The organism is Vibrio sp. 2096 (genome assembly GCF_033339595.1).
Taxonomy (GTDB): Bacteria; Pseudomonadota; Gammaproteobacteria; order Enterobacterales; family Vibrionaceae; genus Vibrio; species Vibrio alginolyticus.
The window spans coordinates 550,035-574,430 of sequence record NZ_JAWOUX010000001.1 but is presented as its reverse complement, the minus strand read 5'-3'; the positions used below and the strand labels follow the sequence as shown (position 1 = coordinate 574,430).

General features: G+C 44.6%; 23 protein-coding genes. 5 read left to right on the top strand and 18 right to left on the bottom strand.

What is annotated here, in order from left to right; all coding sequences use genetic code 11:
- Positions 1-120 precede the first annotated feature (120 nt).
- Complete coding sequence (locus R7Q41_RS02530) at positions 121-1,098, top strand: hypothetical protein (protein ID WP_053303803.1); 978 nt, start codon at positions 121-123, stop codon at positions 1,096-1,098.
- 31 nt (positions 1,099-1,129) lie between these two features.
- Here R7Q41_RS02530 and accD read toward each other — a convergent pair whose 3' ends face one another.
- Complete coding sequence (accD, locus tag R7Q41_RS02525) at positions 1,130-1,993, bottom strand: acetyl-CoA carboxylase, carboxyltransferase subunit beta (protein ID WP_017821534.1); 864 nt, start codon at positions 1,991-1,993, stop codon at positions 1,130-1,132.
- A gap of 141 nt (positions 1,994-2,134) precedes the next feature.
- On the opposite strand from accD, the gene R7Q41_RS02520 reads away from it, so the two are divergent.
- Entirely contained in the window at positions 2,135-3,034 is a 900-nt protein-coding gene (locus R7Q41_RS02520) for a LysR family transcriptional regulator (protein ID WP_053303804.1), read from the top strand.
- Between the two features lie 148 nt (positions 3,035-3,182).
- Here the strand turns inward: R7Q41_RS02520 and R7Q41_RS02515 are convergent, their stop codons facing one another.
- Positions 3,183-4,742, bottom strand: a complete 1,560-nt coding sequence (locus tag R7Q41_RS02515) for a methyl-accepting chemotaxis protein (RefSeq protein ID WP_017635256.1) — start codon at positions 4,740-4,742, stop codon at positions 3,183-3,185.
- Between the two features lie 549 nt (positions 4,743-5,291).
- Positions 5,292-6,368, bottom strand: a complete 1,077-nt coding sequence (locus tag R7Q41_RS02510; protein ID WP_213906917.1) for a nickel/cobalt efflux protein RcnA — start codon at positions 6,366-6,368, stop codon at positions 5,292-5,294.
- A 135-nt stretch (positions 6,369-6,503) separates the two neighbouring features.
- Here R7Q41_RS02510 and rcnR point away from each other — a divergent pair, with 135 nt between their 5' ends.
- Positions 6,504-6,776 (top strand): Ni(II)/Co(II)-binding transcriptional repressor RcnR, encoded by a 273-nt coding sequence (rcnR, locus tag R7Q41_RS02505; protein WP_005375370.1) that lies wholly within the window; start codon positions 6,504-6,506, stop codon positions 6,774-6,776.
- Positions 6,777-7,042: 266 nt separating this feature from the next.
- On the opposite strand, the gene R7Q41_RS02500 is transcribed toward rcnR, so the two are convergent.
- From R7Q41_RS02500 to ltnD, 6 genes are all read right to left on the bottom strand, one after another.
- Positions 7,043-8,536, bottom strand: a complete 1,494-nt coding sequence (locus tag R7Q41_RS02500) for a GntP family permease (RefSeq protein WP_005375369.1) — start codon at positions 8,534-8,536, stop codon at positions 7,043-7,045.
- On the bottom strand, positions 8,536-9,495 hold the full coding sequence (gene denD, locus R7Q41_RS02495; RefSeq protein ID WP_017635260.1) for a D-erythronate dehydrogenase: 960 nt from the start codon (positions 9,493-9,495) through the stop codon (positions 8,536-8,538). The genes R7Q41_RS02500 and denD overlap by 1 nt, the downstream gene beginning before the upstream one ends.
- A 61-nt stretch (positions 9,496-9,556) precedes the next feature.
- Complete coding sequence (gene otnI, locus R7Q41_RS02490) at positions 9,557-10,333, bottom strand: 2-oxo-tetronate isomerase (protein ID WP_042521549.1); 777 nt, start codon at positions 10,331-10,333, stop codon at positions 9,557-9,559.
- Positions 10,333-10,980, bottom strand: coding sequence for an aldolase (locus R7Q41_RS02485; RefSeq protein WP_005385078.1), 648 nt, complete (start codon positions 10,978-10,980; stop codon positions 10,333-10,335). The genes otnI and R7Q41_RS02485 overlap by 1 nt, the downstream gene beginning before the upstream one ends.
- An 11-nt stretch (positions 10,981-10,991) precedes the next feature.
- Positions 10,992-12,248, bottom strand: a complete 1,257-nt coding sequence (gene otnK, locus R7Q41_RS02480) for a 3-oxo-tetronate kinase (protein ID WP_318107928.1) — start codon at positions 12,246-12,248, stop codon at positions 10,992-10,994.
- Between the two features lie 25 nt (positions 12,249-12,273).
- Positions 12,274-13,182, bottom strand: a complete 909-nt coding sequence (ltnD, locus tag R7Q41_RS02475) for an L-threonate dehydrogenase (RefSeq protein ID WP_161445308.1) — start codon at positions 13,180-13,182, stop codon at positions 12,274-12,276.
- 274 nt (positions 13,183-13,456) lie between these two features.
- On the opposite strand from ltnD, the gene R7Q41_RS02470 reads away from it, so the two are divergent.
- Complete coding sequence (locus R7Q41_RS02470; protein WP_005375354.1) at positions 13,457-14,215, top strand: DeoR/GlpR family DNA-binding transcription regulator; 759 nt, start codon at positions 13,457-13,459, stop codon at positions 14,213-14,215.
- Between the two features lie 177 nt (positions 14,216-14,392).
- Here R7Q41_RS02470 and R7Q41_RS02465 read toward each other — a convergent pair whose 3' ends face one another.
- The 6 genes from R7Q41_RS02465 to ppiC all read right to left on the bottom strand — a co-directional run bounded on the left by R7Q41_RS02465 (position 14,393) and on the right by ppiC (position 21,449).
- A complete protein-coding gene (locus tag R7Q41_RS02465; protein ID WP_411979063.1) occupies positions 14,393-16,147 on the bottom strand; it encodes an ABC transporter permease subunit in 1,755 nt (584 codons plus the stop codon).
- A gap of 4 nt (positions 16,148-16,151) precedes the next feature.
- Complete coding sequence (locus tag R7Q41_RS02460) at positions 16,152-17,666, bottom strand: ABC transporter substrate-binding protein (protein ID WP_318107740.1); 1,515 nt, start codon at positions 17,664-17,666, stop codon at positions 16,152-16,154.
- Positions 17,656-18,504 (bottom strand): ABC transporter ATP-binding protein, encoded by an 849-nt coding sequence (locus tag R7Q41_RS02455; protein ID WP_086047266.1) that lies wholly within the window; start codon positions 18,502-18,504, stop codon positions 17,656-17,658. Before R7Q41_RS02455 ends, R7Q41_RS02460 begins: the two co-directional genes overlap by 11 nt.
- A gap of 20 nt (positions 18,505-18,524) precedes the next feature.
- Entirely contained in the window at positions 18,525-19,286 is a 762-nt protein-coding gene (locus tag R7Q41_RS02450) for an ATP-binding cassette domain-containing protein (RefSeq protein WP_213885192.1), read from the bottom strand.
- Positions 19,287-19,459: 173 nt separating this feature from the next.
- Positions 19,460-20,764, bottom strand: coding sequence for an MATE family efflux transporter (locus R7Q41_RS02445; protein ID WP_206970776.1), 1,305 nt, complete (start codon positions 20,762-20,764; stop codon positions 19,460-19,462).
- A gap of 343 nt (positions 20,765-21,107) precedes the next feature.
- Positions 21,108-21,449: a peptidylprolyl isomerase PpiC gene (gene ppiC / locus R7Q41_RS02440; protein WP_080276970.1), complete on the bottom strand. Its 342-nt coding sequence runs from the start codon at positions 21,447-21,449 to the stop codon at positions 21,108-21,110.
- A gap of 214 nt (positions 21,450-21,663) precedes the next feature.
- Between ppiC and R7Q41_RS02435 the strand changes: the two genes are divergently transcribed.
- Complete coding sequence (locus tag R7Q41_RS02435) at positions 21,664-22,578, top strand: chemotaxis protein (protein ID WP_005385059.1); 915 nt, start codon at positions 21,664-21,666, stop codon at positions 22,576-22,578.
- Positions 22,579-22,658: 80 nt separating this feature from the next.
- On the opposite strand, the gene R7Q41_RS02430 is transcribed toward R7Q41_RS02435, so the two are convergent.
- From R7Q41_RS02430 to hutX, 3 genes are all read right to left on the bottom strand, one after another.
- A complete protein-coding gene (locus R7Q41_RS02430) occupies positions 22,659-23,195 on the bottom strand; it encodes an ATP:cob(I)alamin adenosyltransferase (protein ID WP_042521559.1) in 537 nt (178 codons plus the stop codon).
- Positions 23,196-23,291: 96 nt separating this feature from the next.
- Positions 23,292-23,822: a heme utilization protein HutZ gene (gene hutZ / locus R7Q41_RS02425; protein WP_005375331.1), complete on the bottom strand. Its 531-nt coding sequence runs from the start codon at positions 23,820-23,822 to the stop codon at positions 23,292-23,294.
- A gap of 56 nt (positions 23,823-23,878) precedes the next feature.
- Positions 23,879-24,382 carry a heme utilization cystosolic carrier protein HutX gene (gene hutX / locus R7Q41_RS02420; RefSeq protein WP_005385051.1) on the bottom strand — a complete coding sequence of 168 codons (504 nt, stop codon included), beginning with the start codon at positions 24,380-24,382 and terminating at the stop codon, positions 23,879-23,881.
- Between the last annotated feature and the right edge of the window lie 14 nt (positions 24,383-24,396).

Here is a 24,396-nt window from a genome sequence, read left to right as displayed (position 1 = left end):
AAGTCATAGAGTGCATATCAAAAGGTTGGCATTAATGGTAAATTCTCCGCCAAATCAAACACATTTACTCCTCCAGTCATTGATGAGTGAATAAAGCAGATATTTGGCTAGGGATAATACATGTCACTTTGGGGATTTTTGGGAGCGGGGATTGCCTACTTCATGACAACGTTTGCCTTTGTTTTTGGCGGCATTTTTTGGTTATGTGCTGAAGGTAATACATTAAGAGAAACAAAGCGCCAATCATCAATAATGTCCGGGGTTATTGCTTGTACTATTGGAACTTGGGTGCTTGCTTTTGGTGTTTACGTTTACGGTTACTTTTGGGATAACTCTTCTCACTATTATTTTTATTTGCTCGCTCCATGGGGACTTGCCATTTTTGGGGTAAAACTTCGTAACCGCTGGGTTAAGCAATACGCGCGTGTAAAACACGCAAAAGAAGAACAGTGGCAAAAGCGCTGGCGAGAATTATTAGGGGAAGATACTGAAGAGCTTCCACCATATACACATGATTACGAGCTCTACTCGGGCATTTGGCAAGCCAATGAAGCGCTCCAAGAACAGTGTTTTGCAGCCCTTCCTCACGGGAAAGCAGTCTACGAGAGAGTGAAAGCCTTCCAAACGATGGCCTCCCCCGCTGGTGACATAAACAATCAAGTTTTGCTGAGTAAACTCGATCAACTAGAGGATGAAATCATTCAAGTTCTTGAGCAACACTCGCAAAAGAAAGTAAGCATTGAAACTGGCGCAGGTACTTTACACAAAGAGTCAAAACGCAATGTTTATCACCATGAGAATGGCCCAACAGAAGAGCAACTGTACGACTCAATCAACCTCCAACATGATTTGGATCGAGAGCTACGCAACATTATCTATGATCGGCTCGGTTACGATGGCGAAGATGAGTACTTTTTCCTCCAAGCGCCACTCGAAGAGCTTACCGAGAATGAAACCGCAATCAACTGGATGCTCTGGGGGTTAGTAAGCGACCATTTTGCTGTTGACCCATACCAAACGGCGTTGGATCTCAGCCTAATGAATGCGGAACCAAGATGGGGGCAAAATGAACGGTTTGTAATGATTACGGCTCAATAAACGCAAGTACTAAGTCTAACTTTAATACAACCTATTCTGAGACCACCCTCGCGTTGGTTAACTTAGCCAGTAAGCGGCCAACGCGATCGCGCATTTCACGTCTATCGACAATCATATCTAGCGCACCATGCGCTAGTAAAAATTCACTTCGCTGAAACTCGTCTGGTAGCTTTTCACGTACCGTTTGCTCAATGACCCGTCTTCCCGCAAAGCCAATACTTGCTTTAGGTTCACCAATATTGATGTCTCCTAACATGGCTAAACTCGCCGAGACGCCACCATAAGTTTGGTCCGTCAATACTGAGATATAGGGTAATCTGTGCTCAGATAAGTGGTTTAACGCGGCGCTGGTTTTTGACATTTGCATGAGTGCCACCAAAGACTCTTGCATGCGCGCCCCTCCGCAAGCGGAAAAACATACTAACCCAGATTTTGTATTAATTGCGCTTTCAACTGCTCGGACAAACTTCTCGCCAACCACTGCGCCCATCGAGCCTGCCATGAAAGAGAATTCGAATGCACACGCAACAACAGGCAGCCCCAATAACTTGCCCTCCATCACCACCAACGCATCTTTTTCTCCAGTCGTTTTCTGTGCTAAAGCAATTCGCTCTTTATATCGCTTTAAGTCTTTAAAACCCAAAATATCTTGTGGCTCCAACTCACTTGCCAACTCTTGTTGTGTTCCATGGTCCAGAAAAGAGATCAACCTTTGACGCGCAGCCATTCTCATGTGATATGAGCATTTAGGGCATACTTCCAAATTTTCTTTTAACGCGGCACGATAAAGTATTTGTTCACACTCAGGACACTTTGTCCAAACGCCCTCAGGGATAGACGCTTTGCGCGAACCTATTATATTTTTATTCTCAAATAACCGTTCTAACCAGCTCATAAATTCACCACTATTGATTACGTTCTAGCGCGATATCTCGTTGTTTGTTCGCTTAAACTTGTAAATAAAATTGTATGTAACTTAGTACAGGGATAAAGTGCGATATGCTGGCTTGATAATCCAATAAAGTGGGATAATGAAATGTTTGATAACGTTGACCAAATCTGGTTAAAAAGTTTTCACTGTGTTTATGAGAACAACAGCTTTAAGCGAGCCGCTGAGTGTTTGAACATACCAACATCAAATATCAGCCGACACATTGCCCTGCTTGAAGAAAAGTTAAACATTAGGTTGTTCAATAGAACAACAAGGCGAATGACGCCTACCGAGGCTGGAGAAGAGCTCTATAGCAGCACTCATCCGTTATTGGAGCAACTCAACGCCGCACTAGAAACGGTAACGCGCCACTCACACACGGTAACAGGGAAACTGCGAATTCTTATGCCAGACACACCTGTACTGGCCAAAGCGGTTGTCACCTTTTGCACGCAATACCCGTCAATCTCTTTGTCTTGCGATACAACGCTAAACCCTAAAGATGATGTTATTGACAGCTTTGATGTCATTTTGAGTTTTCATAGAGGGACTTTGTCAGACAGTAACTGGGTGGCGAGAGAGATAAAACGCTGGCCCAGTGCCATTTTAGCCGCGCCTCAACTAATTGAGAAATACGCCACCCCTTACAAAATTACGGATCTAAGTCATGTTCCCTGCATCACGACGCTTACCGCAGTAAATGGTGCACCATGGGTATTCAGAAACCCTGTTGGGGGCCATATTACTCAAACTGTGCAATCTTCATTCAAAGTAAACAGCGGTCATCTCGCCAGATATGGCGCGTTATCAGGGCTTGGATACGCAATATTGCCAATTGAGTCATGCCAAAATGAGATCAAAAATGGTGAGCTAGAAATCGTCACTCTAGAGTACGAACCTGAGGATTTAGTGCTTTACGCCTTTTACTCGTCTAGAAAACATGTAGCTAAGAAAATATCTATATTTGTTGAACATTTAAAGCAAAATGCGAAACTTAACGCTTAGCTAAGCTTTACTCAACTAATTTATCATATTTTGTTTTATCGTTTAGAAAGGACAGACACCGCTAAGCGATTTGAGACTCGATTTTTTCAAATAAAAAAGCCAGCAATTAACATTTACTGGCTTTTTATTAAAGAGGGTCAGTTGGCGTTTAGATTCTAAACGCTCCCACGTGACGATCGAGTGTTCGCGATAGCTCCGCGAGTTGTTGACTTGATTCTTCTAGTTGCTCACTCGCCGTTAGCGCACTTTTCACTGAGTGGCTGACGGTATCCATGTTCATATTAATTTCGTTTGCTACCGTTGATTGCTGTTCTGTTGCGGTTGCTACTTGAGTATTGATATCTGAAATAGTCGTCACTTGTGCAGCTATTGCTTCTAAAGCCTGTCGAGCTAACTCAGTTTCTGCCGTTCCTTCTTCAATAAGAGTCTTACTATTACTCATTGAATTCACCGCACTTTGAGCTTCAGTTTGTAGCTGGTGAATCATATTGTCAATTTCATCGGTAGAATGAGCCGTTTTAGTCGCTAGGTTGCGAACTTCATCAGCGACTACTGCAAAACCTCGGCCGGCATCACCAGCGCGTGCAGCTTCGATAGCCGCATTGAGAGCCAATAGATTGGTTTGCTCCGAAATACCTCTAATCACCTCTAGAATACTACCAATCGACTGAGTATTTTCAGCAAGACTCACGATAATGTTGGAAGTGCTGTTCATCTCGTTTTCAAGATTAGTCATCGCCGTTTTGGTTCTTTCTAGCGTCGTGTAGCCATCTTGCGCTTCATTACTTGCTGCACTCGCAGCATTTGCCGCTCCGGCAGCATTGGAGGCAATTTCATTGACCGTCGCAATCATTTCGTTCATGGATGTGACAACCAGCATGGTTTGCTCGTTCTGCTCTTGCCCTCTTGTGAGCGCTTGCTGAGATTGCCCACGCAAAGCGACAGCTGAACTATTAAGCTCCACACCAGTATTTACAACTTGTGTAATAATCTCATGTACTTTCCCAACAAAAACGTTGAAAGCAGAAGAAATTTGCGCGACTTCGTCATTACCTTTCGCTGGCAAACGAACGGTTAAGTCTCCGTCTCCTTTTGAGATGTCTTGTAGAGCGTCTTTAAGCGCAGAAAGCGGTCTCATCAGTTTATTTAGCAGAAGTGACAGAATCAAAACACACATAACGAAGATCGCCACCATAGAGATCAACTGGTAAGTAATAATTCCATTCGTCGCTTGGCTCACTTCGGTAATAGGAATACCAATATCAAAAGTACCGTATAACTGACCATCCACATAAATTGGTGCCATGATGTCAAACACCCATACTTTCTGGACATCGGCATACCACTTTGAGTACTGTTGAACACCTCTCGTCGCGCCTTCAACAGTATATTCATCGTTATAGGTTTTGTTCAGCTTGTGCTTATCACTGTGGGCTACTGCCGTTACGTTACGGTCAATTACAACGGCATAACTCACGTCTGAACGTTGTTTCAGCCCCTCAACAAGCGATTGTAAATCTTGCATTGGATTGGCTGAGTTCTCCAAAATATAACTCGCATTTCCCGCTAGAAACTCAGCTTGAACTTGGGATTTGTTTAAGATGATGTCATCGATTTTCTGACTCGAAATTAGGTACGTTGATGCCATACTCGCCACGACAGCAATACCAAACATGGCGCAGACTGCTAATAAGATGATTCTTTTCATTATAATTGTCTCAATACAATTCAATTGATGCTCATTAATCGAGCGCTAAGCCTTTCTTCTCCAAAACCAACCAAACTGCATTTTGGGTCTGTTTGGCAGAGCAAGACATAACTTTATAACTATGTATCTGCTTGGTTCCCGATTACTTTAGACAGAAGGAAAAAAAGTCTTCAAAACGTCACATTTCTACGAGGTTTGGCGAAGGGACGAGTACGCAAAAGGAAACGTTTGCATAGTTAAATTTAACTATGCGACCAAATTGGTATCGAACATTAAAGAAAAGACTTCTAATTAGCGTTTTGACCGTCGGGAGCGCTGTGGTCAGTGCTCCCGTTTTATCATTTAGTATCTCAGGTTCAGATATTAGAGCCACAATCGCAGCGGTTGTAATACGAGATGTTTGGTGAAGCGAGAATGACTTGGTTTGTAGATATGGCAGCGATGTCAGATCGAGTAATTCTCAATCAAGAATCGGCAGCAAAATATGCAAACCAAGGCATGAAGCCATTGCCCATAAAAAAGAAAGGAAAAAAATCTTTACCACAGAGTTTAGCTCGTCAGCGATATGTATCCATGCATACCCATGTATAAACCAACTGCACTGATCAAGACGCCCGATAAGTAAGGAGCTCGACGTGCAACATCATTCAAACCGCTCCATTTAGATGTCGCTTTTTGCACGCCCACTGCTGCCACAACGCCAACAGCAACCAGAGTCAAGGCTAAGCCAATACTGAATGACACAACTAAAGTCGCACCAAGAGTCATTGCCTTAAGCTGCAAACAGATAAGCAAAACCGTTACCGCAGCAGGGCATGGAATCAAACCGCCCGTTAATCCAAACAGCAGAATTTGCCCATTCGTCACGTCTCGATTCTCAAAGCGCTTTTGAATGTCTAAAGCGTGAGCGCGCTCGTGAGCATCTTGATATTCCTTATCTTCGCTTTCTAAATGAGAACCAGGACGGAAATGTACATCAAAGTCATGGGTATGATCATGGTGCCCGATGATCAAAGTGACAGAAAGTCCATTAGAGACTTCAATGCAAGACGCCGATTCCAAGTATCCATCACGCTCTATAAAGTGATAAATATCAGCAGGTTGATAACCATCACTCGATACCGAAACCTTGATACCTTCAGCAGTTAAAGGTTTACCGCTGAGTGTTCGCAACTGGAAACGGTGATGCTCCCCTTCCTCTGTAATCGAAAGCGAAACATGCCCATGTCCTGTATCCACAACTTGCGTCGTCCAATCGCGAGCATGATCCTGAGCTTTGTTCCAAGCTCGCTCATCGCTCCATGTCCGCCAAAACATCCATACGCCGGTTGTCACGATAATGACCCCAGACATAAGTTGCATCCATGGTTCAGCCGCTTCAGCGGTGAATTTCTGGCTAATATACATCCCGCCAACAGCGATTAACCATACAATTACAGTGTGAGAAAGTGTGGCAGCTAAACCCAGCATCACGGCTTGTTTGACCGTTCCTTTCACCGCGACAATGAACGCCGCCATCATCGTTTTAGAGTGCCCAGGTTCTAAACCATGCAAAGCGCCAAGCAAAATGGCACTGGGAATAAAGAACCACCCATTACCTTGTTGTAGTAACGCGACAAAATCCATTGTTGTTCTCTGTTGTTGATTCTAATTTATCGCAAACTATACTCCCCCCTAGTATTAAATACTACCCCCCAGTATAAATTGAGTGCTACATTATCAGTTAGAATAACTCTGCCCGTAACTTAAAGAAGATAAGACATGTCGCATACAACCAGAGATCAAAAGAAGCTCAACACTCGAGTCAGTAAAATACAGGGTCAGGTGAATGGACTTAAAAAAATGCTGGAAGAAGAGCATGAATGCCAAGATGTGTTGCAGCAGATTGCCGCTATTCGGGGGGCAGTAAATGGTTTGATGCGAGAAGTAATTAAAGGTCACTTACTTGAACACGTCGTACTTGAGGAAGACAAAACTCAACGTGAAAAAGATATGGAAGTCGTATTAAAAGTACTGGACTCTTATATAAAGTAACCCTACTTCGCTAGAGTAAAGTCACTAGGGTTACACTCGAATATATCCTTTATATGTAATCGCTTACTAAGCGGGAAATAACAATTCCATTTCATATTGATTAAGTTGAAAATGGAACCTATATCGGTTCAAGTTAAATAGTTTATTTATAAGAACTAAAACGGCCCAAACATAGGGCCGTTCATATTATTAAAAAACTCTAAACTATCTGATAAAAATACATATTGTGATAGGTTTTTACTTTATGGAAGAGTACAAGTAAACCTTTATACCTCTTGTAATTCGACGTGCTTAGCGCTGTAAGATTTTGTAAATGCAACACACCCCAAAAGTACAGCAAGTGGTAACACAGGATCAAAGATTGAACCATGAGATCCGAAGAATAAGTTAAGAATCATGACTAATGAACCACCAATAGCCCAAGCAATTGTTGTTGGAATAGTCCAAATAATGAGTTGTTTCTTAACCTCAGTCACCCCCATTAATCGATTAACAATATGGAATAGCGAGTCATTAAAGTAGCCAGCAAATAGAGATCCCATCGTAGCTGCCGTCGCTGCGAATAAAAGGTTAACGTCAGGAATATTCACTAAAACTGGGGCAGATATAGAAGCAGCGGTTATCATGGAGACTGTACCAGAGCCCTGAATAATACGAACTAACGTCGCAATAATAAATGGAATCATAACCGCAGAAATAGGAAGCCCTGCAACTTGGTTAGCAATCTCTGCGCCCGCACCCGTTTCACGCAATACGGCACCTAACGCGCCACCAGCTCCTGTTACTAACAAAATGATGCCACAAGTGGAGATTCCTTGTTCCATCTTTTCATTCGCTTCTTCTTTGGTAAGGTTATTACCCAATGTGTAAACCGCTAATAACGTCGCTATTGATAGTGCAATAGTAGGGCTGCCGATAAAAGCGATAAATTGACCAAATGTTGTTGCAGTCAGCCCTTCGAAACCGAAAGTCCCCTCTAATAAACCCATCACTGATTTCGCAAGTATAAGTAAAATTGGGATAATAATTGGAGCGATAGATTTACTTAAAGATGGTAGGTCTTTCGCTTCTTTACTTGCAATGTACTCTTTGTGATCATTAATCAGTTGCTCACTAGACTTCGAGAAATGTTCGGTTGGAATGAATTCAGGAAACTGCTTTTCTAACCATCTTGCATACCAAACAATACCCATGACACAAGGCGCTGCGATCATCAAACCAAAACCTAACATGCTGGCAAGATCGACACCAAAGATACCAGCAACTCCCAAAGGCCCTGGAGTCGGCGGAATAGCGTGATGCGCTACGACCAAGCCGCCCGCCAGAGCAACCGTAAGCGTTAAAATCGAGCGATTGGACGTTTTTGACAAAGACTTCGCTATTGGATAAAGAATGATAAGCGCGCTATCCACAAAGATTGGGATGCTAACAATATAGCCAGTTACAGCAAGAGCGGCCTCTTCTTTCTTTTTTCCTAACCACTTTATAAAATTATAGGCAATACTTTCTCCTGCTCCAGAAGCCTCTAAAATAGCCCCCATCATAACGCCGAGACCGATGACAATCCCTATACCGCCTAATGTTCCACCAAATCCTTTGCTAACGGTCGCAATCGTGTCGTCAACACTTAACCCACCAATAATACCTGCGATACATGCCGCAATTAACATCGCAATTAACACATGTACTTTTGTACGTAATACAAGAAAAACAAGGACTGATACGGCTACTATTAGTCCAATTACTGAGGTTGGTAACATTAGACAATCTCCATATTGTTAACAGAAATAAATTGTTGTAATACATCCTTGAAATTACTGTCTGCTTTAAATCCAAGCTCCAGTTCTTTAGTACAATCAATTTTTTGTGGCCAACTACTCACAATACGATCAATACCCGCATCATGCTCATAGGTAATATAATTAGAAAGTTGTTTACCCATTAGAGTGTCCATTGTTTGAATCATCTCAGCTGGTGTAGTTTGAATACCAGGTAAATTAAGCGTTCTATAGGACAGATTATTTAACTGCTCATAAGGCATTAGCCCTGCATATTGAATATTGTCCACCACTCTAGACGGGCTCGATATCCAAAGTTTTAGCGTAGGGTCTACAGGACAATTTGATTCTTGAGCATTCAAAGGCTCACGAATAATTCCGCTTACGAAAGAGCTAGCGGCAAGGTTTGGTTTCCCAGGGCGAATACAAATAGTCGGTAAACGTACGGATACAGCTTTAACAAAGCCTTTACGGGCATAGTCGTTCACCAATAACTCACCTATAGCTTTTTGCGTCCCGTAGGATGACTGAGGATGAAGTGCTGTTATTGGTGTAATCGTTTCCGGAAGATCACCACCAAATACAGCTAAAGATGAAGCAAACGTAAAACGAATATTAGGGTTTACTTTACGGCAACGCTCAAGCAATAACTGTGTGGTCGTCAGATTTACAGCTACGCCTAAATCAAAATCTTGCTCAGCATGGCTCGATACAATTGCCGCTAAATGAAAAATGTGTGTCGTTTCGGCAGTAATAACTTGGTCTATATTTTCTCGCTTTGTCATATCCATGACTAAAGAAACGACTCGGTCATCAATGCCCTCTAAGCGCGACTTTTGAATGTCGACAATAGTAATACTTTCAGCTTTGTTTTCTTTTAGTAGTGATTTGGCAAGTAGGGTTCCGAGAAAACCCGCCCCTCCAGTTATGATAATATTCATAGTCACGACCCTTTGTTTTTGTAATTGGTTTCAAGTTATTTATGGATAGAAATTAAAATTGTTATAGGTATGGTTTAACCCAACTAAGGCCCAGCTGCGTGCTATGCCTTGGGTTGTATTCACAACCGATCCAGCCTTGGTAACCAGAGTCATCCAAAACATAGAATAGGTGTGGGTAATTCAGTTCGCCTTCCGATGGTTCGTGCCTTTCAGGCACAGAAGCAATTTGAATATGGCCTGTGTATGGCGCCACATCGCGAATCAACGTACTCAGATCACCGTCCATAATTTGTGCGTGATAGAGATCGAGCTGCAATTTCACGTTTGGACGAGCCACTTGTTTGATGAGTTCCACCGCTTCACGTTGATGTGCAACAAAGTAGTTCGGTACATCGCGATTGTTGAGTGGCTCAATCATCAGCTCAACACCATGTTCGGCAAACTTATCCGCTGCATAACGAATGTTTGAGATAAAGGTTTCAATATGCTGGTCACGAGTGAAGCGTGAATCAACAATGCCAGACATAGCGTGAACCTTTTTACAGTTCAGTGCCTTGGCGTACATCAACGCAGTCTCGACGCTCGTTTTAAATTCATCCTCACGCCCCGGAATAGCTGCAAAACCTCGTTCACCTGCATCCCAATCACCTGGAGGCATGTTGAATAACGCTTGCTCAAAACCAAACTGCTGTATCTTGCTTGCTAGTTCTTGCGCTTCGAATGCGTATGGAAAAAGGTATTCCACCGCTTTGAAGCCCGCTTGGTGTGCTTTTTCGAAACGATCTAGAAAAGGAACTTCTGTGAATAACATTGTCAGATTTGCCGCGAATTTAGCCATTACTTACCTCTCCCTTTTAGGTCTTGAATCTCAGTATCCGTTAAGTAGCGGATGTTGCTATCTTTAAGAATGAACGCTAGCTTCGCTGTCTCTTCTAGCTCTTCTGCGTTATCCACTGCATCTTCAAAGTCCGTACCCGTGATCACTGGACCATGGTTCGCCAGGAGGAAAGCTCGGTAGTCACTAGCCCGCTGCGCAAGTTCTTCAGCAATCTGAGGGTCGCCCGGGCGCAGGTACGGAATCACTGGCAGTTCGCCAATGCGCATTACAAAGTAAGGTGTGAAAGCTTTGATGGCATTCTCGCGATCTAAACCTTCAAGACAAGAAAGCGCCGTCAAGTAAGTAGAATGCAGATGCACAATCGCATTACACTTTGAGTTATTTCGATAAATCGCCAGATGAAAAGCCACTTCTTTTGATGGCTTTTCACCAGAGATATGGTTGCCATCAATATCCACAACCGAAAGCTCTTCAGCAATCAAGCGGCCGAACGAAGAACCAGTTGGCGTTGCCAGAAAGTGTCCATTAGGCAGTTTTAGAGAAAGGTTGCCAGCGCCGCCAGTCGCATAGCCACGTTCAAACATAGAGCGCGCCATAGTGACCATTTGCTCTCGCAGTTGTTGTTCTGTCATCAATTCTTTATTCATCACAACCTCACCTATTCAAAAAACGACTGTGCTTTGGCAAAGAAGTGTTCATCGCCGAAGTTGCCCGATTTCAGAGCCAAAGAAAGCTCGCCTTCAAGTGACTTCACCCAAGGTACACCTGGTGCGATTTGAGGACCGATATGAAAACCTTTTACGGCTAGGCTTTGGGTTACAACCCCTGAGGTTTCCCCACCCGCAACGATGAAATTTTTCACACCGTGCTGCTGAAGTTTAACTGCAAGTTGGCTAAAGAAATGTTCAACCGCGTGACTTGAAGCATGCGCGCCAAACTCTTGTTGAATCGCTTTTAACGCCGCTGCATCTGCGGTTGCGTAAACCAGTGGTGCGAACTCGCTTTCGATGTTGGTCATGACCCAATCAAACACTTGATTTGAGTAATCTTCTTCCGTCAGACACGCCTTCACATCAATAGCAAAGTGTGGCGCTTTTTCTTTGTAAACAGCGACCTGTTGGTTGGTCATGACAGAACAAGATCCAGATAACACAACGGTTGGTGCCTTTTTAGGGTTCCCCTCTTGCTTCGCATCACTTTGATCTTCAAGGTTCTCTATCCAGTTCTTAGCAATACCCGCAGCCAAACCAGAACCACCAGTTACCAGTTTTAGAGACTTCGCCGCTTGGCCAAGTGTGACAAGATGCTCTGCATTGAATGCATCAACCACTGCATAGCGGTTACCTTGTACTTTTAGCTCTTCAAAGCGCTCAATTACCGCTTTTGGACCTTGTTCAATTATTTGGAAGTTTACCAGGCCAGATTTGCCTTGAGATTGAGCATCCATCATACGAACTAGGCTTGAATCAGTCATTGGTGTCACAGGGTGATTACGCATACCTGAGTCGCTTAGCAAGTCTTGGAATACAAATAGATGGCCGTTGTAAACTGTGCGACCATTCACTGGTAATGATGGGCATACAATGGTGAACGCTTCACCTAGCTCTGCAAGCAGTGCATCCGTTACAGGACCAATGTTACCTTCTGCTGTGCTGTCAAACGTTGAGCAGTACTTGAAGTAAAACTGCTGACAGCCATTTGCTTGCAGCCACTTAAGCGCAGCTACTGAATCCTCGATTGCCTCATCTACAGGACAGGAGCGAGATTTAAGACTGATCACGACCGCATCTGCATTTACATCAATCTCTTCTTTTGGAATATCGTTAAGCTGAACTGTGCGCATGCCGTTTTCTACAAGAAAACCTGCGATGTCTGTTGCGCCAGTAAAGTCGTCTGCGATAACGCCTAATAACATCATTTTTTCTCCGTTTTACGTGCGCTTACTTCTGTTTGTTTTCTACACCTGGAAGCTCAATACCATCAAAAATCTTGATAACGGCACTGTCGTCTTCCTGGCCAAAACCAGCATTGCTTGCACTCAAAAACATGTTTAGTGCTGTGCTTGATAGAGGAAGTGGAAATTTGAGATCTTTTGCTGTGTCCGATACGAGGTTTAGATCTTTCACAAAGATGTCGACCATAGATTTAGGGGAGTAGTCACCATCAACTACATGCTTCATGCGGTTCTCAAACATCCAAGAGTTACCCGCTGCATTCGTCACCACGTCGTACATCAGGTCAAGAGGAATGTTTGCACGTGCCGCTAATGCCATTGCTTCAGCACCAGCTGCGATATGAACACCTGCTAGCAATTGGTGGATAATCTTCACAGTTGCGCCTAGGCCAATCGCTTCACCGATGTTGTAGACCTTAGCTGCCGTTGCGTTGAGTACTGGTTCAAGTGCATCAAATGTGCTTTGCGCTCCCGACGCCATAATAGTCATCTCACCTGATTCTGCTTTTGCAGCACCACCAGATACCGGTGCATCAAGCATCACAAGGTTGTGTTCTGCCAATTTCGCTTCAATTTGTTTTGCGTCTTCTGCTGAGATGGTTGCTGAAACCATTACTGGCGTATTCGGCTTAAGCACTTTAGCAAGACCGGTTTTGAACAAGACCGTGTTAACTTGAGCTGCGTTCACAACAAGAACTAGAACCGAATCAAGCTTATCTGCAAACTCAACTGCATTTGTAGAAACAGCTTTTGCACCGAATGAACCTAACTCTTCAAGCGCTTGAGAATTTAAATCGAAACCATAGACATCTAGGCCTGCACGCACACATGACTTTGCGGCGCCCATTCCCATAGAGCCTAAACCGATAACACCTACAGATTGAACTTCACTCATAAAAACAATGCCTTCTGGTCTATTAAACTTTGTTAACTCTTGTTTGGTTGATGTGATTATATGTGAAGATTAATACTAAGACCTCGCTTTGAATCACATTTTTTCACACAAATTAACAATGTCGTGATATATACCTCTTTATGGGCAGAGATATTCCGAGCAGTTAACACAAGCGAAGGCTGTTCTTACAACGTTGAGAACATAATTCACAGATATTCACAACAAATGAAAAGATTGGTAGGATACTGAAAAACAAGAATATAGAAGTGAAACTATGATCCCAGCAGAACGTCAAAGAACCATATTATCCCTGTTATCACATCAAGAAGTGTTAAGCATTTCAGATTTAACCGACCACCTTGGCGTATCACATATGACCATTCGTCGTGATATCGTGAAGCTTGAATCCTCAGGTAAAGTCGTTTCTGTTTCTGGTGGAGTGCAACTCGCTCAAGCTCTACATTCCGAACTTTCCCATGATGCGAAGGTCGAGCAACAAGCGGATGAAAAAATTCAAATTGGTAAGCTGGCGGCTACGTTAATTGGTCAAGACGCTACGATTTACTTGGATGCGGGAACAACCTCTCTAGAAATCGCCCATCAAATAGCAAATCGTAATGATCTTTTAGTGATCACCAATGACTTCTCTATTGCTGCTTTCCTTATGACGCACAGTGAATGTGAGCTTTACCACACTGGGGGAAAAATTGACCGCGAGAACCAATCCACCATTGGAGGAAAAGTCGCAGAGTTCTTGAATGGGCTAAATATTGATATCGCCTTTATTTCGACTTCATCTTGGAGCTTGAAAGGCTTATCAACACCTAATGAAAATAAAGTTCTCGTTAAAAAAGCAATCATCAAGGCGGCACAAACCAATTATCTGATCTCAGACTCAACTAAATACGGTCAGATAGCGAGCTTTCATGCACTAGACATCGAGCAATTGGACGGAATTATTACCGATCGAAACCTATCCGAAGTGGTCACTCAAGAATTAACGGATAAAGGATTACGTGTGTATAAAGAGTAACACTACCTAAACATCTGAGTTCGCGTAACTTTTATACTCGTTAATTTATAGGTGCTTCCAATATACATAGACCGTGCTGTGTACTTTCTGGCAGAAAACACATCCTTTTGTTTTCTAAATTACCAAATTACTGATTACATCTGGATATGGAAGCTCACTTCGCTTTATCGCTGCTCGTCACTTGTCATCAAAAATCAAATTCACTGCAATTGCCATCAAAACTAAGCCTGAGATTGGCAGCAAGACACCTAATGGTGAGCGCTCTATGTAAGGCAGATTCTCTGCAATCAATAAGCCCCACTCAGGTTCTGGCGGCTTAACGCCAAGTCCGATAAAACTCAGAGACGTCAGACTGAGCGTAATGTATGGCAAACGTAGAAACGCGTGGCGAATCAATGGCGGCAGCACATAAGGCAACAAGTAGTAACGGAGTACTCGCCACTGACTGGTTCCCCAAATGGGCGCAAGATGCGTGTAAGGCTGCGCTTTGGCTTCCATCAACAAGCTCGCACAGTGCGCTGCTAATGGTGCCCATGACACCATAACAATCGCAATCAAAGCGCTGTTTGGGTTCATCCCCGTTAGACCAGCAATCAGCAGACCCGCCACAATGTATGGCACACCTTTGGTGATCTCAATTAAGCCTTGGCTATAACGAGTCACGAAACCGAGCAGCAAGCCAATCACCAAACTTAGGAACGTCGCGATGATGCCCATTTTGATTGTCGACATCATACCGCCGCCAACGCGAGCAAGCAGATCTCGTCCAACCGCATCGGCACCAAACGGTGCTGCTAAGCTTGGCGATTCAAGGCGGGTAAATTGGATGGTGTAAGGATCGCGCATCAACGCCCATCCAGCACAACCAATCAGCAAAGCAAAGATTGTCGCACTGACGATGCGTTTGGTGGTGCTTTGGGTAAAACGGAACGTGCTGTGACTGCTGATCAGCTTGCCACTTGTGACACTGTGCCCGAGTAACCAGCGTTGCAATAAGATGCTCGCACTGCTGATCAACATCGAGAACACCAGCAACACCAACAAGCCTCCTTGCAGCATCGGCAGATCTTGTGACTTCGCAGCGCCTAAGATTAGTCGTCCGATGCCCGGAATGGAAAACACTTGTTCCACAGCAACCGCGCCGCCGGTTAAACCAATCACCGTCATTGCGATTTGAGGAATCAAGTTACTAACGGCACGCCATAAGGCAAAGCGTAAGATTTGAAACTTACTGACGTTCGCCGATAGCCAAGTGATCACCCAAGGCTCACCTAGTACACGCTTGAGGCTGTCATTGAGCAAGCGCCCGAACAAGCCAGCAGCAGGCAATGCCATTGCCAAGCTGGGTAGCCAGAGGTTTTGCACACCTTGCCAACCATAAGGCGGGAACCAACCCAACCAGATGGAAAACACCATGATCAGCAACGAAGCAATCACGTATTCAGGCAATGAAACCAACACCGAACTGAGCGTGTCGTGATGCTTGTCTAAACGATTCTGTTGCCAACGACGCACGGTGTAAAGCACGCTCGCCATGCACATTACAAATGCTATACCTAACGCTGTAAGCATCAGTAATAGTGACGTTTTTGCGGTTTGTTGAACGCTCTCCATGACGGACGCCCCGCTCACCCAAGAGACACCTAAGTCACCTTGCATGGCAAGCGTCAACCAATCCCACAGTCGCTCAGCAGCGCTGCGGTCAAGTTGAAGATCTTCTCGAATGGCTTGCAGAGCTTCCGCCGTCAGCAATTGTTGAGCACCCGCACGGGCACGGAGGATTGATTGGCTTGGATCGATACCTGCAATATCCGGCATCAAACCCACCAGCACAACCACTACCCCGAGTGACAGGAAGCGCGACAAAAAACGCGTAACCCATTCAGGCACACAAGCGCTCCAACGAGAGCGCATGTTGGCAACAGACGACATCGAGTTAGTTCACCTCAGTAAACTGGTCGATCAGGCGACGCTCACGTGGGTCACGTTGTGCATTCTTCACGCGGTCACTCTCACCTTGGATTACACGCTCGTGAAGCAGTGGAATCACAGCGTATTGCTCAAGGATTTTGCTTTCTGCTTCGATGATCGCTTGTTGGCGTTTCTCACCCAAAGGCTGACGATCAGCGTGTTTCAATGCTGCGTCCACTTCTTCAGAGCAGAACTGACCTAGGTTGTAAGAACCTTTACAGCTAAAGTCACTTTGCATGTACGCCACTGGGTCACCAGAATCCAGCACCGTTGCACGTGACAACAAGAACGCATCGAACTTACCTGCTAGTGCATCGTTTTCGATTTGTGCGTATTCACGAACATCTAGCTCAACCACAAAGCCAGCCGCTTCAAGTTGTTGCTTTAGCAGCACCGCCACTTCTGGCAACTCAGCACGGTCGGTAAATGTACCGATGGTGATCTTCTCACCGTTCGCGTGGCGCATTTCCATGGTTTCCATACGAGGGTTCGCATCACGAATTGGTTGAGCCCATGCCAATGCTGGACCTAACAGACCTTTCGCTGAATCGGCGTGGTTCTCGTAAACCGTTTTGATGATTTGCTCACGGTTAACCGCTTGAGCTGCTGCTTTACGCAAGCCGAACTGGCTAAACACATCTGATTTATTGTTTAGGTAAAGCGTGTTGGTACGCGGCATTGCGACTTCGTGCAGCTGTGAAGATTCCATCATCGCGATTTGCGAAACAGGAACGGCTTCCACTACATCCGCCTCACCAGTACGCAGTGCTGCAGCACGAGCAAAACCGTTTGGTACGTATTCAGCAAAGATACTGTCTACTTTTGCTTTTTCACCCCAGTAACCGTCAAAACGCTTCAGTTTTGCGCTGGTTGTCCCGTTGATTTCTGTCAGAACGAATGGGCCCGTACCTGCTTTGATTGGCACAACACGACCGTTTTCTTGATATGCAGCACCAGAAAGGATCGCTAGCTGTGGGCTAGAAAGACGGCTTGGCAACAGTGGATCGTTAAAGGTCGTTTTGATTTCAACAGTGAAGTCGTCCAATGCGCGAACTTGCCATTCGATACCGTCCAAGATGCGTGGTTTAGGTGCGGCATCTAATGCTTTTTGCAGAGAGTTCACGACCGCGTTGGCATCAAGCTCAGAACCATCGTGGAATTTCACGCCTTTACGTACCGTAAACTGCCACGTCATCGGGTCAACTTGTTCCCACTCTGTTGCCAGCATAGGTTCTGCTACCGACTGATCGTTTAGGTTCACTAGCGTTTCTGCCGTGCTCCAACGTGACAGTTTGAACGCGTCATCTGAAAGTGGCGATAAACCTGTGCGTGGTGGTTGCATCATGGCAACGCGAATTTCCGTTGCTTGCGGTGCAGCTGCTTTTTCCGCTTCTGGCTTGCTTTCGCCAGAGTCAAAACAACCCGTCAGCAATGCGCTTAAAGCCAGCGACAAAGCTAACTTGGGAGTACTAAGGTGCATAAGAAACCTCTCCAATGGTTTTTGTGAATTCATTACTTTTGTGTTGAGCGCTCATCAAGGCTCTCGTGATCAAGTGCGATGGGTTATTTGTCACGTTCTGTGCTGTGCCGTGCTCGACAACGCGTCCTTTGTCTAACACTAGGATTTCATCGCATAGGGTTTGTGCCGCATCGAGGTCATGTGTCACCAAAATCAGGCGCATCTGACGACTCTTTTGAATGCCTGCCAACAAGTCGAGAATCTGTTTACGACTGACGGGGTCTAAGCTGCTGGTTGGCTCATCGGCAACCAATACGCAAGGCTCAACAATCAAAGCTCTGGCGATAGCCACACGTTGGGCTTGCCCAACTGATAATTGCTGCGGGTTACGATCCAACAATGTGAGATCCAAACCGACATCCGCCAACACCTTTTCCACCCTCTCGTTGAGCTCTTGCGTCAAACCAATGTTGCTCAAAGGTTCCAGTAAAATCTGGCGAACGGTGTAATAAGGATTCAAGCTCGATTGCGGCTCTTGTGGGATCAGCTGAATGTGCTGACACAACTCTTGTCGCTGCTTAGCCGAGCTACGCGATAACGGATAACCACACACATACACTTCACCAGATGTGGGCTTACGAAGACCGAACAGAAGCTCAATCAAGGTCGATTTACCCGCACCAGAAGGACCAACAATCGCAATGTTCTTTGTGTCGATAGCAAGATCCAATTGTTCGAGCGCTTTAAACGGTTTGCCCCCTAACCAACTTGGTTTGGAGTAATAGTGAACACTGGCTTGCTCAAAGCGAACTTCCGCCGATTTAGGCTGCGTGTGCCCGCTCAAGTTGTGCTTAGTCAAAATAGGCTCCAGAGATGAGGTTAAGGCAGCAGTTGCGCAAGTTGTTGGCAGAAAGGATGCGAACTTTGCTGAATGGCTTGCCATGGTGCGCCATAAGCCACCATGGTGTTGTCCGCAATCACCAAAACTTTGTCACACGCCAAAGCCGCAGATAGATCGTGCGTGATCAACAAACCACTGATGTTGCGTTGCTGAACACTGCTGCGGAACAACTCAAGGATCTCCGCTTCGGTGATTGGATCGAGCGCACTGGTGGGCTCATCCGCGATGATCAAGTTGGCACTACCAAGCAACGCGATCGCAATACAAATACGCTGACGTTGACCACCAGATAGCTGGCTTGGATGCTGCGCTAATGCTGCTTTTGGATCCGTAAATCCGAGTTGAGACAGCAAGGTCGTCACCGTTTCTCGGTTTGCTGAAGACAAACGTGTTTTGTTGCCCGTCAATGCCAAACACAGTTGTTGCTCGACAGAGGCCAATGGATTCAGTGCTTTAAGTGCATCTTGGAAAATGACCGCAGGACGCTGCGATTGACTGCGTTGCAGCATGGCAGTCTGTGCGACTTCACTGCTGTTAAGCTGGATACTTCCGTCTACCCAAATATCAGACGGCAAAAAACCTGCGACGGCTTTCGACAACATGGATTTACCAATGCCGGAAGGTCCCATAATGGCAAGAACTTCACCTTGAAACAGCTCAAAAGAAATGTCTTTGAAGAGTGTGCGTTCTGAGTCTGTAAGGCTGAGATTATTAACGGAGAGTATTGGTCGAGAAATCACGGCATCAAACTAAATGTAATAATATAACATCACAAATAATATCATGCGGGTTAAAGCAAGGAAACCAGTCGGAAAGGTTATTTCATCACCTTTTTCAGATTTATCAACAAGGGCAGATAGCTCCCCCCCTTGTGATAAGAACATCTAAGTTAGGTCATTTGTGACAGTGTGTATTAAAGACACTTTTGTTTAACTTGACCGAGGTATGGAAACAAGAAGACAAAGCGCCCAACGTAGAACAACGTGAATGCCAGCCATAAACCGTGGTTGCCCCAATATTGCACCGCAATAAATTGAGTCACTAAGAACAACACCATGGTTAGAAAGGTAGAGTTACGCACTGGTCGCGTCGTCCCTGTACCGGTAAAGATGCCGTAAAACGTAAGACCAAAACCAGCAACCAACGGGAATGCCAATAACCAAGGGCTCATGTCCAAATACAGCTCAACAAGATTTGGCAAAGTGGTAAATAACGACACCACTTGGTGTTTGAACTGCGCTAGCAGCAAGGTCAAGACAACAACGAACGCTGCGGTCCATTGCGTGTTTAGCTTAATCACGTTATCAAGCAATGTCTTATTCTTCTGCCCTACTGCTTTACCTGCAAAGACGCTCGACGCGTTCGCTACACCGTCGAACATGTAGCTGACGATAAAGGTCACTTGCATCATGATTGCGTTCGCCGCGAGCACATCAGAACCAAGCTGAGAGCCCACACGCGCCATCATGTTGAAGAACACCAATAGACACACAGTACGAAGCAGCAGATCCATATTGGAAGACGCAATGACTCTGAAATCTTTACGCGTCATTTTTGCTGTTTGAATGTAATCAAACAGCGGGAAGCGACAAGTTTTCAGCACCAGTACCGCACCAATAACAAACGTCGAAATTTGCGCGATAAGTGTCGCTACCGCAACGCCAGCAATGCCCATATCGAAGTACAACACAAAGACGATATCCAGCACGATGTTCAGCACGTTACCAAACACTTGCGTGAACAAGGTTTCTTTGGCTTTCGCCTGCCCCATCAACCAACCAATCACGGTGTAGTTCAGCAGTACAAATGGCGCACCAAAGATCATGATATCGAAGTAAATCTTAGCGTTTTCTGCCACGACGGCATCAGGGGAGATAATCAGCTCTGCCCCCATCCAAATCACGGACTGCAACGCAATGAAAATCAAGCCAAGGCAGAGCGAAAGCACGAAAGGACGCAATAAGCTGCTCGCTTGATCCTCTGGGCTATTTTTACCTAATGCGATTGCACTTTGCCCGGTAGTACTGACGCGGAAGAAGCCAAACAGCCAATACAAGGTATTCATGATGACGGTGCCTATCGCTACACCACCAATCATCTCAGCCACACCGAGTTTACCGATCACCGCGGTGTCCACCGCCCCCAATAATGGCTGGGTAACAGTAGAAACGATGAAAGGAAATGCGATTTTAAAATAGTCTTTATGAGTCAGGGACATCTTAAATTATGAACAGGATTAATTTTTATAAGGTCGCTATCATATGCGAATGGCGCCCGAACATGAACCAAAGTTCGCCAGCAAGGAATAGCATTGATAATTGATACAACCAGCAAACGTATTCTCATACCAAAGCTTGAAATAGGATAACGACTTATGAGAAAAGCCAAGTTAACTGCATATAAATGAGTTTCTAGTTTGGAAAGATTGGCGTTTGGTGGAGCATGGCAGATCAGAATGTATCTGCCATGTCATAACGGTAGTGATTGGTGAAAAGAGACCGTACAGATGATATTTAATGCTTGTGGGTTTCATCTGACAATGTTTAGGTCGATACCAAGCCTTATGTTCTGTAAAGCACCTTTACAACATGCCAACCGAACTTGGTTTTAACTAGATGCGGCGTTAACACTTCGCCAGAAAAGCACACTTTGTCGAATTGAGGTACCATTTGACCACGGCGGAATTCACCAAGGTCACCACCGCGTTTGCCTGACGGGCAAGTTGAATACTTCTTCGCTAATGTCTGAAACTTTGCGCCTTTTTTCAGTTGCTTGATTATGTCTTCCGCTTGCTCTTTGTGCTTCACAAGAATATGTAATGCGGCTGCTGTATTTGCCATTGATCTATCTCTCACTATTCTGGTCGCGCAAGTGTACCCAATCCTTTTTAACAGACCAAACATTTCTTAATAATAGCTCAGCGGTAAAGGCCCAAATACACGAGGAATATAAAATCGTCTACATAATGAGTTTAAAATACAAACAAGTTTTGCTCAGTTAATCACTATTCTCTAAAAGATTGTCTAAAAAGCTCACATTTGTCTCTCCGATGGTTGAAGCCTTCGTCTGATAAGATTAGATTAGACACAATTCGGTGGTATTTATAAGGTTATTTTCATGGCAAAAGTCGTTAGCAAAGCGAATCAGTCTCAGGGCATGTTGATGTTTAAGCTCACCCTGCAACAGAGTTTCGCTATCGGTACGCTAAAAGTCCGTGAAATCGTCCCATACATGCCAACGACGAAGATCCCTTACTCGCATCATCACGTCATTGGAACCGTTACGATACGTAACTTAACAGTACCAGTGATCGATATGTCAGCGGCTGTTGGCTTTCGTCCTATAAGTGAAGAAGAATATAAAAGCTGCTACTTGATCGTGACAGATTGCTTGCGAACCGTGGTTGCTTTTATGGTTCGTAGTATAGAGAAGATTATTGAGTGCGATTGGAAAGCTATTGAAACGCCACCTCCGAGCGCTGGAAAAAATATTTTCGTGACTGGAATTACTCGCTACGAGGACAAAACTGTTCAAATGCTGGATGTGGAACTGCTACTTTCCAAAATTTATCCGCAGTACGAGAATTCAAAGATACCAATGCTGACAGATATTGAGCGAGAACGCCTAAAAGCACTCAGTATTCTATTGGTGGATGACTCTTCCATCGCTCGTAAACAGCTGTGTGACGCACTCGATAGCATCAATATTGGGTATCAAATCTGTAAAAATGGTTTAGATGCATTGGAACTGATGAAAAGTGACGCTGCGGCTCATCGCCCAATTGATATTCTGGTCAGCGATATTGAAATGCCCGGATTAGACGGTTATGAGTTAGCATTTGAAGTTCAGAATAATTCCTCTCTGAACCATTCATACCGCATTTTACACACATCGTTATCGAGCGAAATCTGTGTAGACAGAGCTCACCAAGTTGGCGCGCATGAGGCACTTGAGAAATTCAATGCAGGAGAACTAATCGAAGCGATGCTTCGCGGAGCAAAAGAGCTAGAAGCCAAAGCTATGACTTCTTAACTCTTATTGGACGAGTTGATTTGAGAATATAATGCAGTGCTTGTCCTACCCCTGATGCTCACATCCGCTAATTTCTCAGCTCACTTCTTTGGCATCGCGTAACTACGAGAAACGAATTCCGTCTCTTTGACTTGATGAGTATGATTAATATAAGAAGCTAGGCTGTAAAGTACATTCGCTAATAAGTTCGCGTAACGAAACAAAATAGGTGCGGGCTGCTTCTTACCTGTATGTTCAACGGCAACTAATGCTCGTACCGTTTTTTTAGCTTGGCAACGGCACAAATGCAATTGACTGGCTGCCGGGTGCCCTCCGGGTAGAACAAAGCCTTTGAAGCCACCATCAATGCGTTGCTTGAGCAAAGCATAATCGGCCTTTAACTCTTCAACTTCCGTCTCTGTAATCGCTAATTTTCCGCGAACCGAACCATTTAGATGATAAACATTAGGCTGTATTCTTGTCAGTATATCACGGCTAAACTCGTCCAACTCCATAGCGAGAACAAGGCCAATACGACTACAAAGTTCATCTGCTGTAATTTCAAAGTCACAAACCGGACTGTCCTCGTAAATAAACGGATAGCAAATCTCGCTCAATTCCTTGCTTACAGGTTTCATGCTTTTGTTCCAATATAAAAAGGGAGTCAGTATAACCTAACTCCCTTTAAACGTTCATTATGCCAAATGATCGACATTCATATGATCGGTTTACAATCAGGCACTTTCGACTTTCTTGTGACCTTCTTGAAGGTGAACAAAATCTACTAAATCATCACCAGACACTTGATACGCCTGACCAAAACCTTTAACAAATAGCCCCGATTCTGGCTTTAAGTTGAACAAAACGAAATCCTCTAGCTGGCTTAGACCATCAATAATCTCACCAAAACGCTCTTTCATTTGTCCAACAACTTGTTGCCACATCTCTGTGTCTCGCTCAACTACATTTGCTACCGCATCAAAAGTTAAGCGCTTACGAGCAAACAACTGCTTTGAAGACTCTTCATCTTCAATCATCATCAATGAAACATTTGGATTTTCTAAAAGGTTACGGGCATGACGAGCGATTTTAGAAATGAGAACGAAATAACCTTCCTGGTTTTGGACATAAGGCGCGTAGCTTACATTCGGGCGACCTTCTGCATCGACAGTTGCAAGCTGAAGTGTACGGCGCTCCTGACGAAACTCTTTGATCTCTGGCCCTAAACGACCTTGCAAACGCTCTTGTTTAACTTGTTGATCCATATTGATACCTGACTTTACTAATTAGTATTCGAGTTAAGCCTCGATTATGTTTGTGATTACTTTTTTAATTCGGCTTGTAGGGCGCGAAATGCGGTGACTTGCTCTTCAATCAACTCGCGCTTTTCGTTACGGCCTAAATAAACCTTGAAAATATTGCTTCCGCACTCTGAGAAAAAACCAAAATAGTGACTCTCTCTACCCATAAACGGTTTACTGACTAATGCGACATTTTTAACGTTATCTAATTTAAGGTGGCCGTGCAGTTCACCTTCTCTACCCATTAAATTGTAATAGCCACGCGCCACTTTTCCTTTTGGAAACGGCGCTTTAACTTCAAAGATAGAACCAAAAGAGTGGACGATGGTCGTCACCGGGCCAAAACCAACCAAACTTTCTAAGATGCTTTGCGCTTGCTCTCCTGGTGCAATAGCCACCATTTCCTGAGGTAGAGCCGCAACAACCTCAAACTCGGAAATGCCAAGACGCTCTGCCATCGCAGCTGGCAATAATTGTGGTTCTTGCTCTAGTAATACTTCAACTTGTTGCTTGATTGATTCCATTGTGTCTTCCGTTT

Excerpts from the sequence above, each read along its gene's own strand:
- R7Q41_RS02530 (WP_053303803.1), top strand. The coding sequence starts at position 121 with ATGTCACTTTGGGGATTTTTGGGAGCGGGGATTGCCTACTTCATGACA.
- accD (WP_017821534.1), bottom strand. The coding sequence starts at position 1,993 with ATGAGCTGGTTAGAACGGTTATTTGAGAATAAAAATATAATAGGTTCG.
- R7Q41_RS02520 (WP_053303804.1), top strand. The coding sequence starts at position 2,135 with ATGTTTGATAACGTTGACCAAATCTGGTTAAAAAGTTTTCACTGTGTT.
- R7Q41_RS02515 (WP_017635256.1), bottom strand. The coding sequence starts at position 4,742 with ATGAAAAGAATCATCTTATTAGCAGTCTGCGCCATGTTTGGTATTGCT.
- R7Q41_RS02510 (WP_213906917.1), bottom strand. The coding sequence starts at position 6,368 with ATGGATTTTGTCGCGTTACTACAACAAGGTAATGGGTGGTTCTTTATT.
- rcnR (WP_005375370.1), top strand. The coding sequence starts at position 6,504 with ATGTCGCATACAACCAGAGATCAAAAGAAGCTCAACACTCGAGTCAGT.
- R7Q41_RS02500 (WP_005375369.1), bottom strand. The coding sequence starts at position 8,536 with ATGTTACCAACCTCAGTAATTGGACTAATAGTAGCCGTATCAGTCCTT.
- denD (WP_017635260.1), bottom strand. The coding sequence starts at position 9,495 with ATGAATATTATCATAACTGGAGGGGCGGGTTTTCTCGGAACCCTACTT.
- otnI (WP_042521549.1), bottom strand. The coding sequence starts at position 10,333 with ATGGCTAAATTCGCGGCAAATCTGACAATGTTATTCACAGAAGTTCCT.
- R7Q41_RS02485 (WP_005385078.1), bottom strand. The coding sequence starts at position 10,980 with ATGAATAAAGAATTGATGACAGAACAACAACTGCGAGAGCAAATGGTC.
- otnK (WP_318107928.1), bottom strand. The coding sequence starts at position 12,248 with ATGTTATTAGGCGTTATCGCAGACGACTTTACTGGCGCAACAGACATC.
- ltnD (WP_161445308.1), bottom strand. The coding sequence starts at position 13,182 with ATGAGTGAAGTTCAATCTGTAGGTGTTATCGGTTTAGGCTCTATGGGA.
- R7Q41_RS02470 (WP_005375354.1), top strand. The coding sequence starts at position 13,457 with ATGATCCCAGCAGAACGTCAAAGAACCATATTATCCCTGTTATCACAT.
- R7Q41_RS02465 (WP_411979063.1), bottom strand. The coding sequence starts at position 16,147 with ATGTCGTCTGTTGCCAACATGCGCTCTCGTTGGAGCGCTTGTGTGCCT.
- R7Q41_RS02460 (WP_318107740.1), bottom strand. The coding sequence starts at position 17,666 with ATGCACCTTAGTACTCCCAAGTTAGCTTTGTCGCTGGCTTTAAGCGCA.
- R7Q41_RS02445 (WP_206970776.1), bottom strand. The coding sequence starts at position 20,764 with ATGTCCCTGACTCATAAAGACTATTTTAAAATCGCATTTCCTTTCATC.
- ppiC (WP_080276970.1), bottom strand. The coding sequence starts at position 21,449 with ATGTTTGGTCTGTTAAAAAGGATTGGGTACACTTGCGCGACCAGAATA.
- R7Q41_RS02435 (WP_005385059.1), top strand. The coding sequence starts at position 21,664 with ATGGCAAAAGTCGTTAGCAAAGCGAATCAGTCTCAGGGCATGTTGATG.
- R7Q41_RS02430 (WP_042521559.1), bottom strand. The coding sequence starts at position 23,195 with ATGAAACCTGTAAGCAAGGAATTGAGCGAGATTTGCTATCCGTTTATT.
- hutZ (WP_005375331.1), bottom strand. The coding sequence starts at position 23,822 with ATGGATCAACAAGTTAAACAAGAGCGTTTGCAAGGTCGTTTAGGGCCA.
- hutX (WP_005385051.1), bottom strand. The coding sequence starts at position 24,382 with ATGGAATCAATCAAGCAACAAGTTGAAGTATTACTAGAGCAAGAACCA.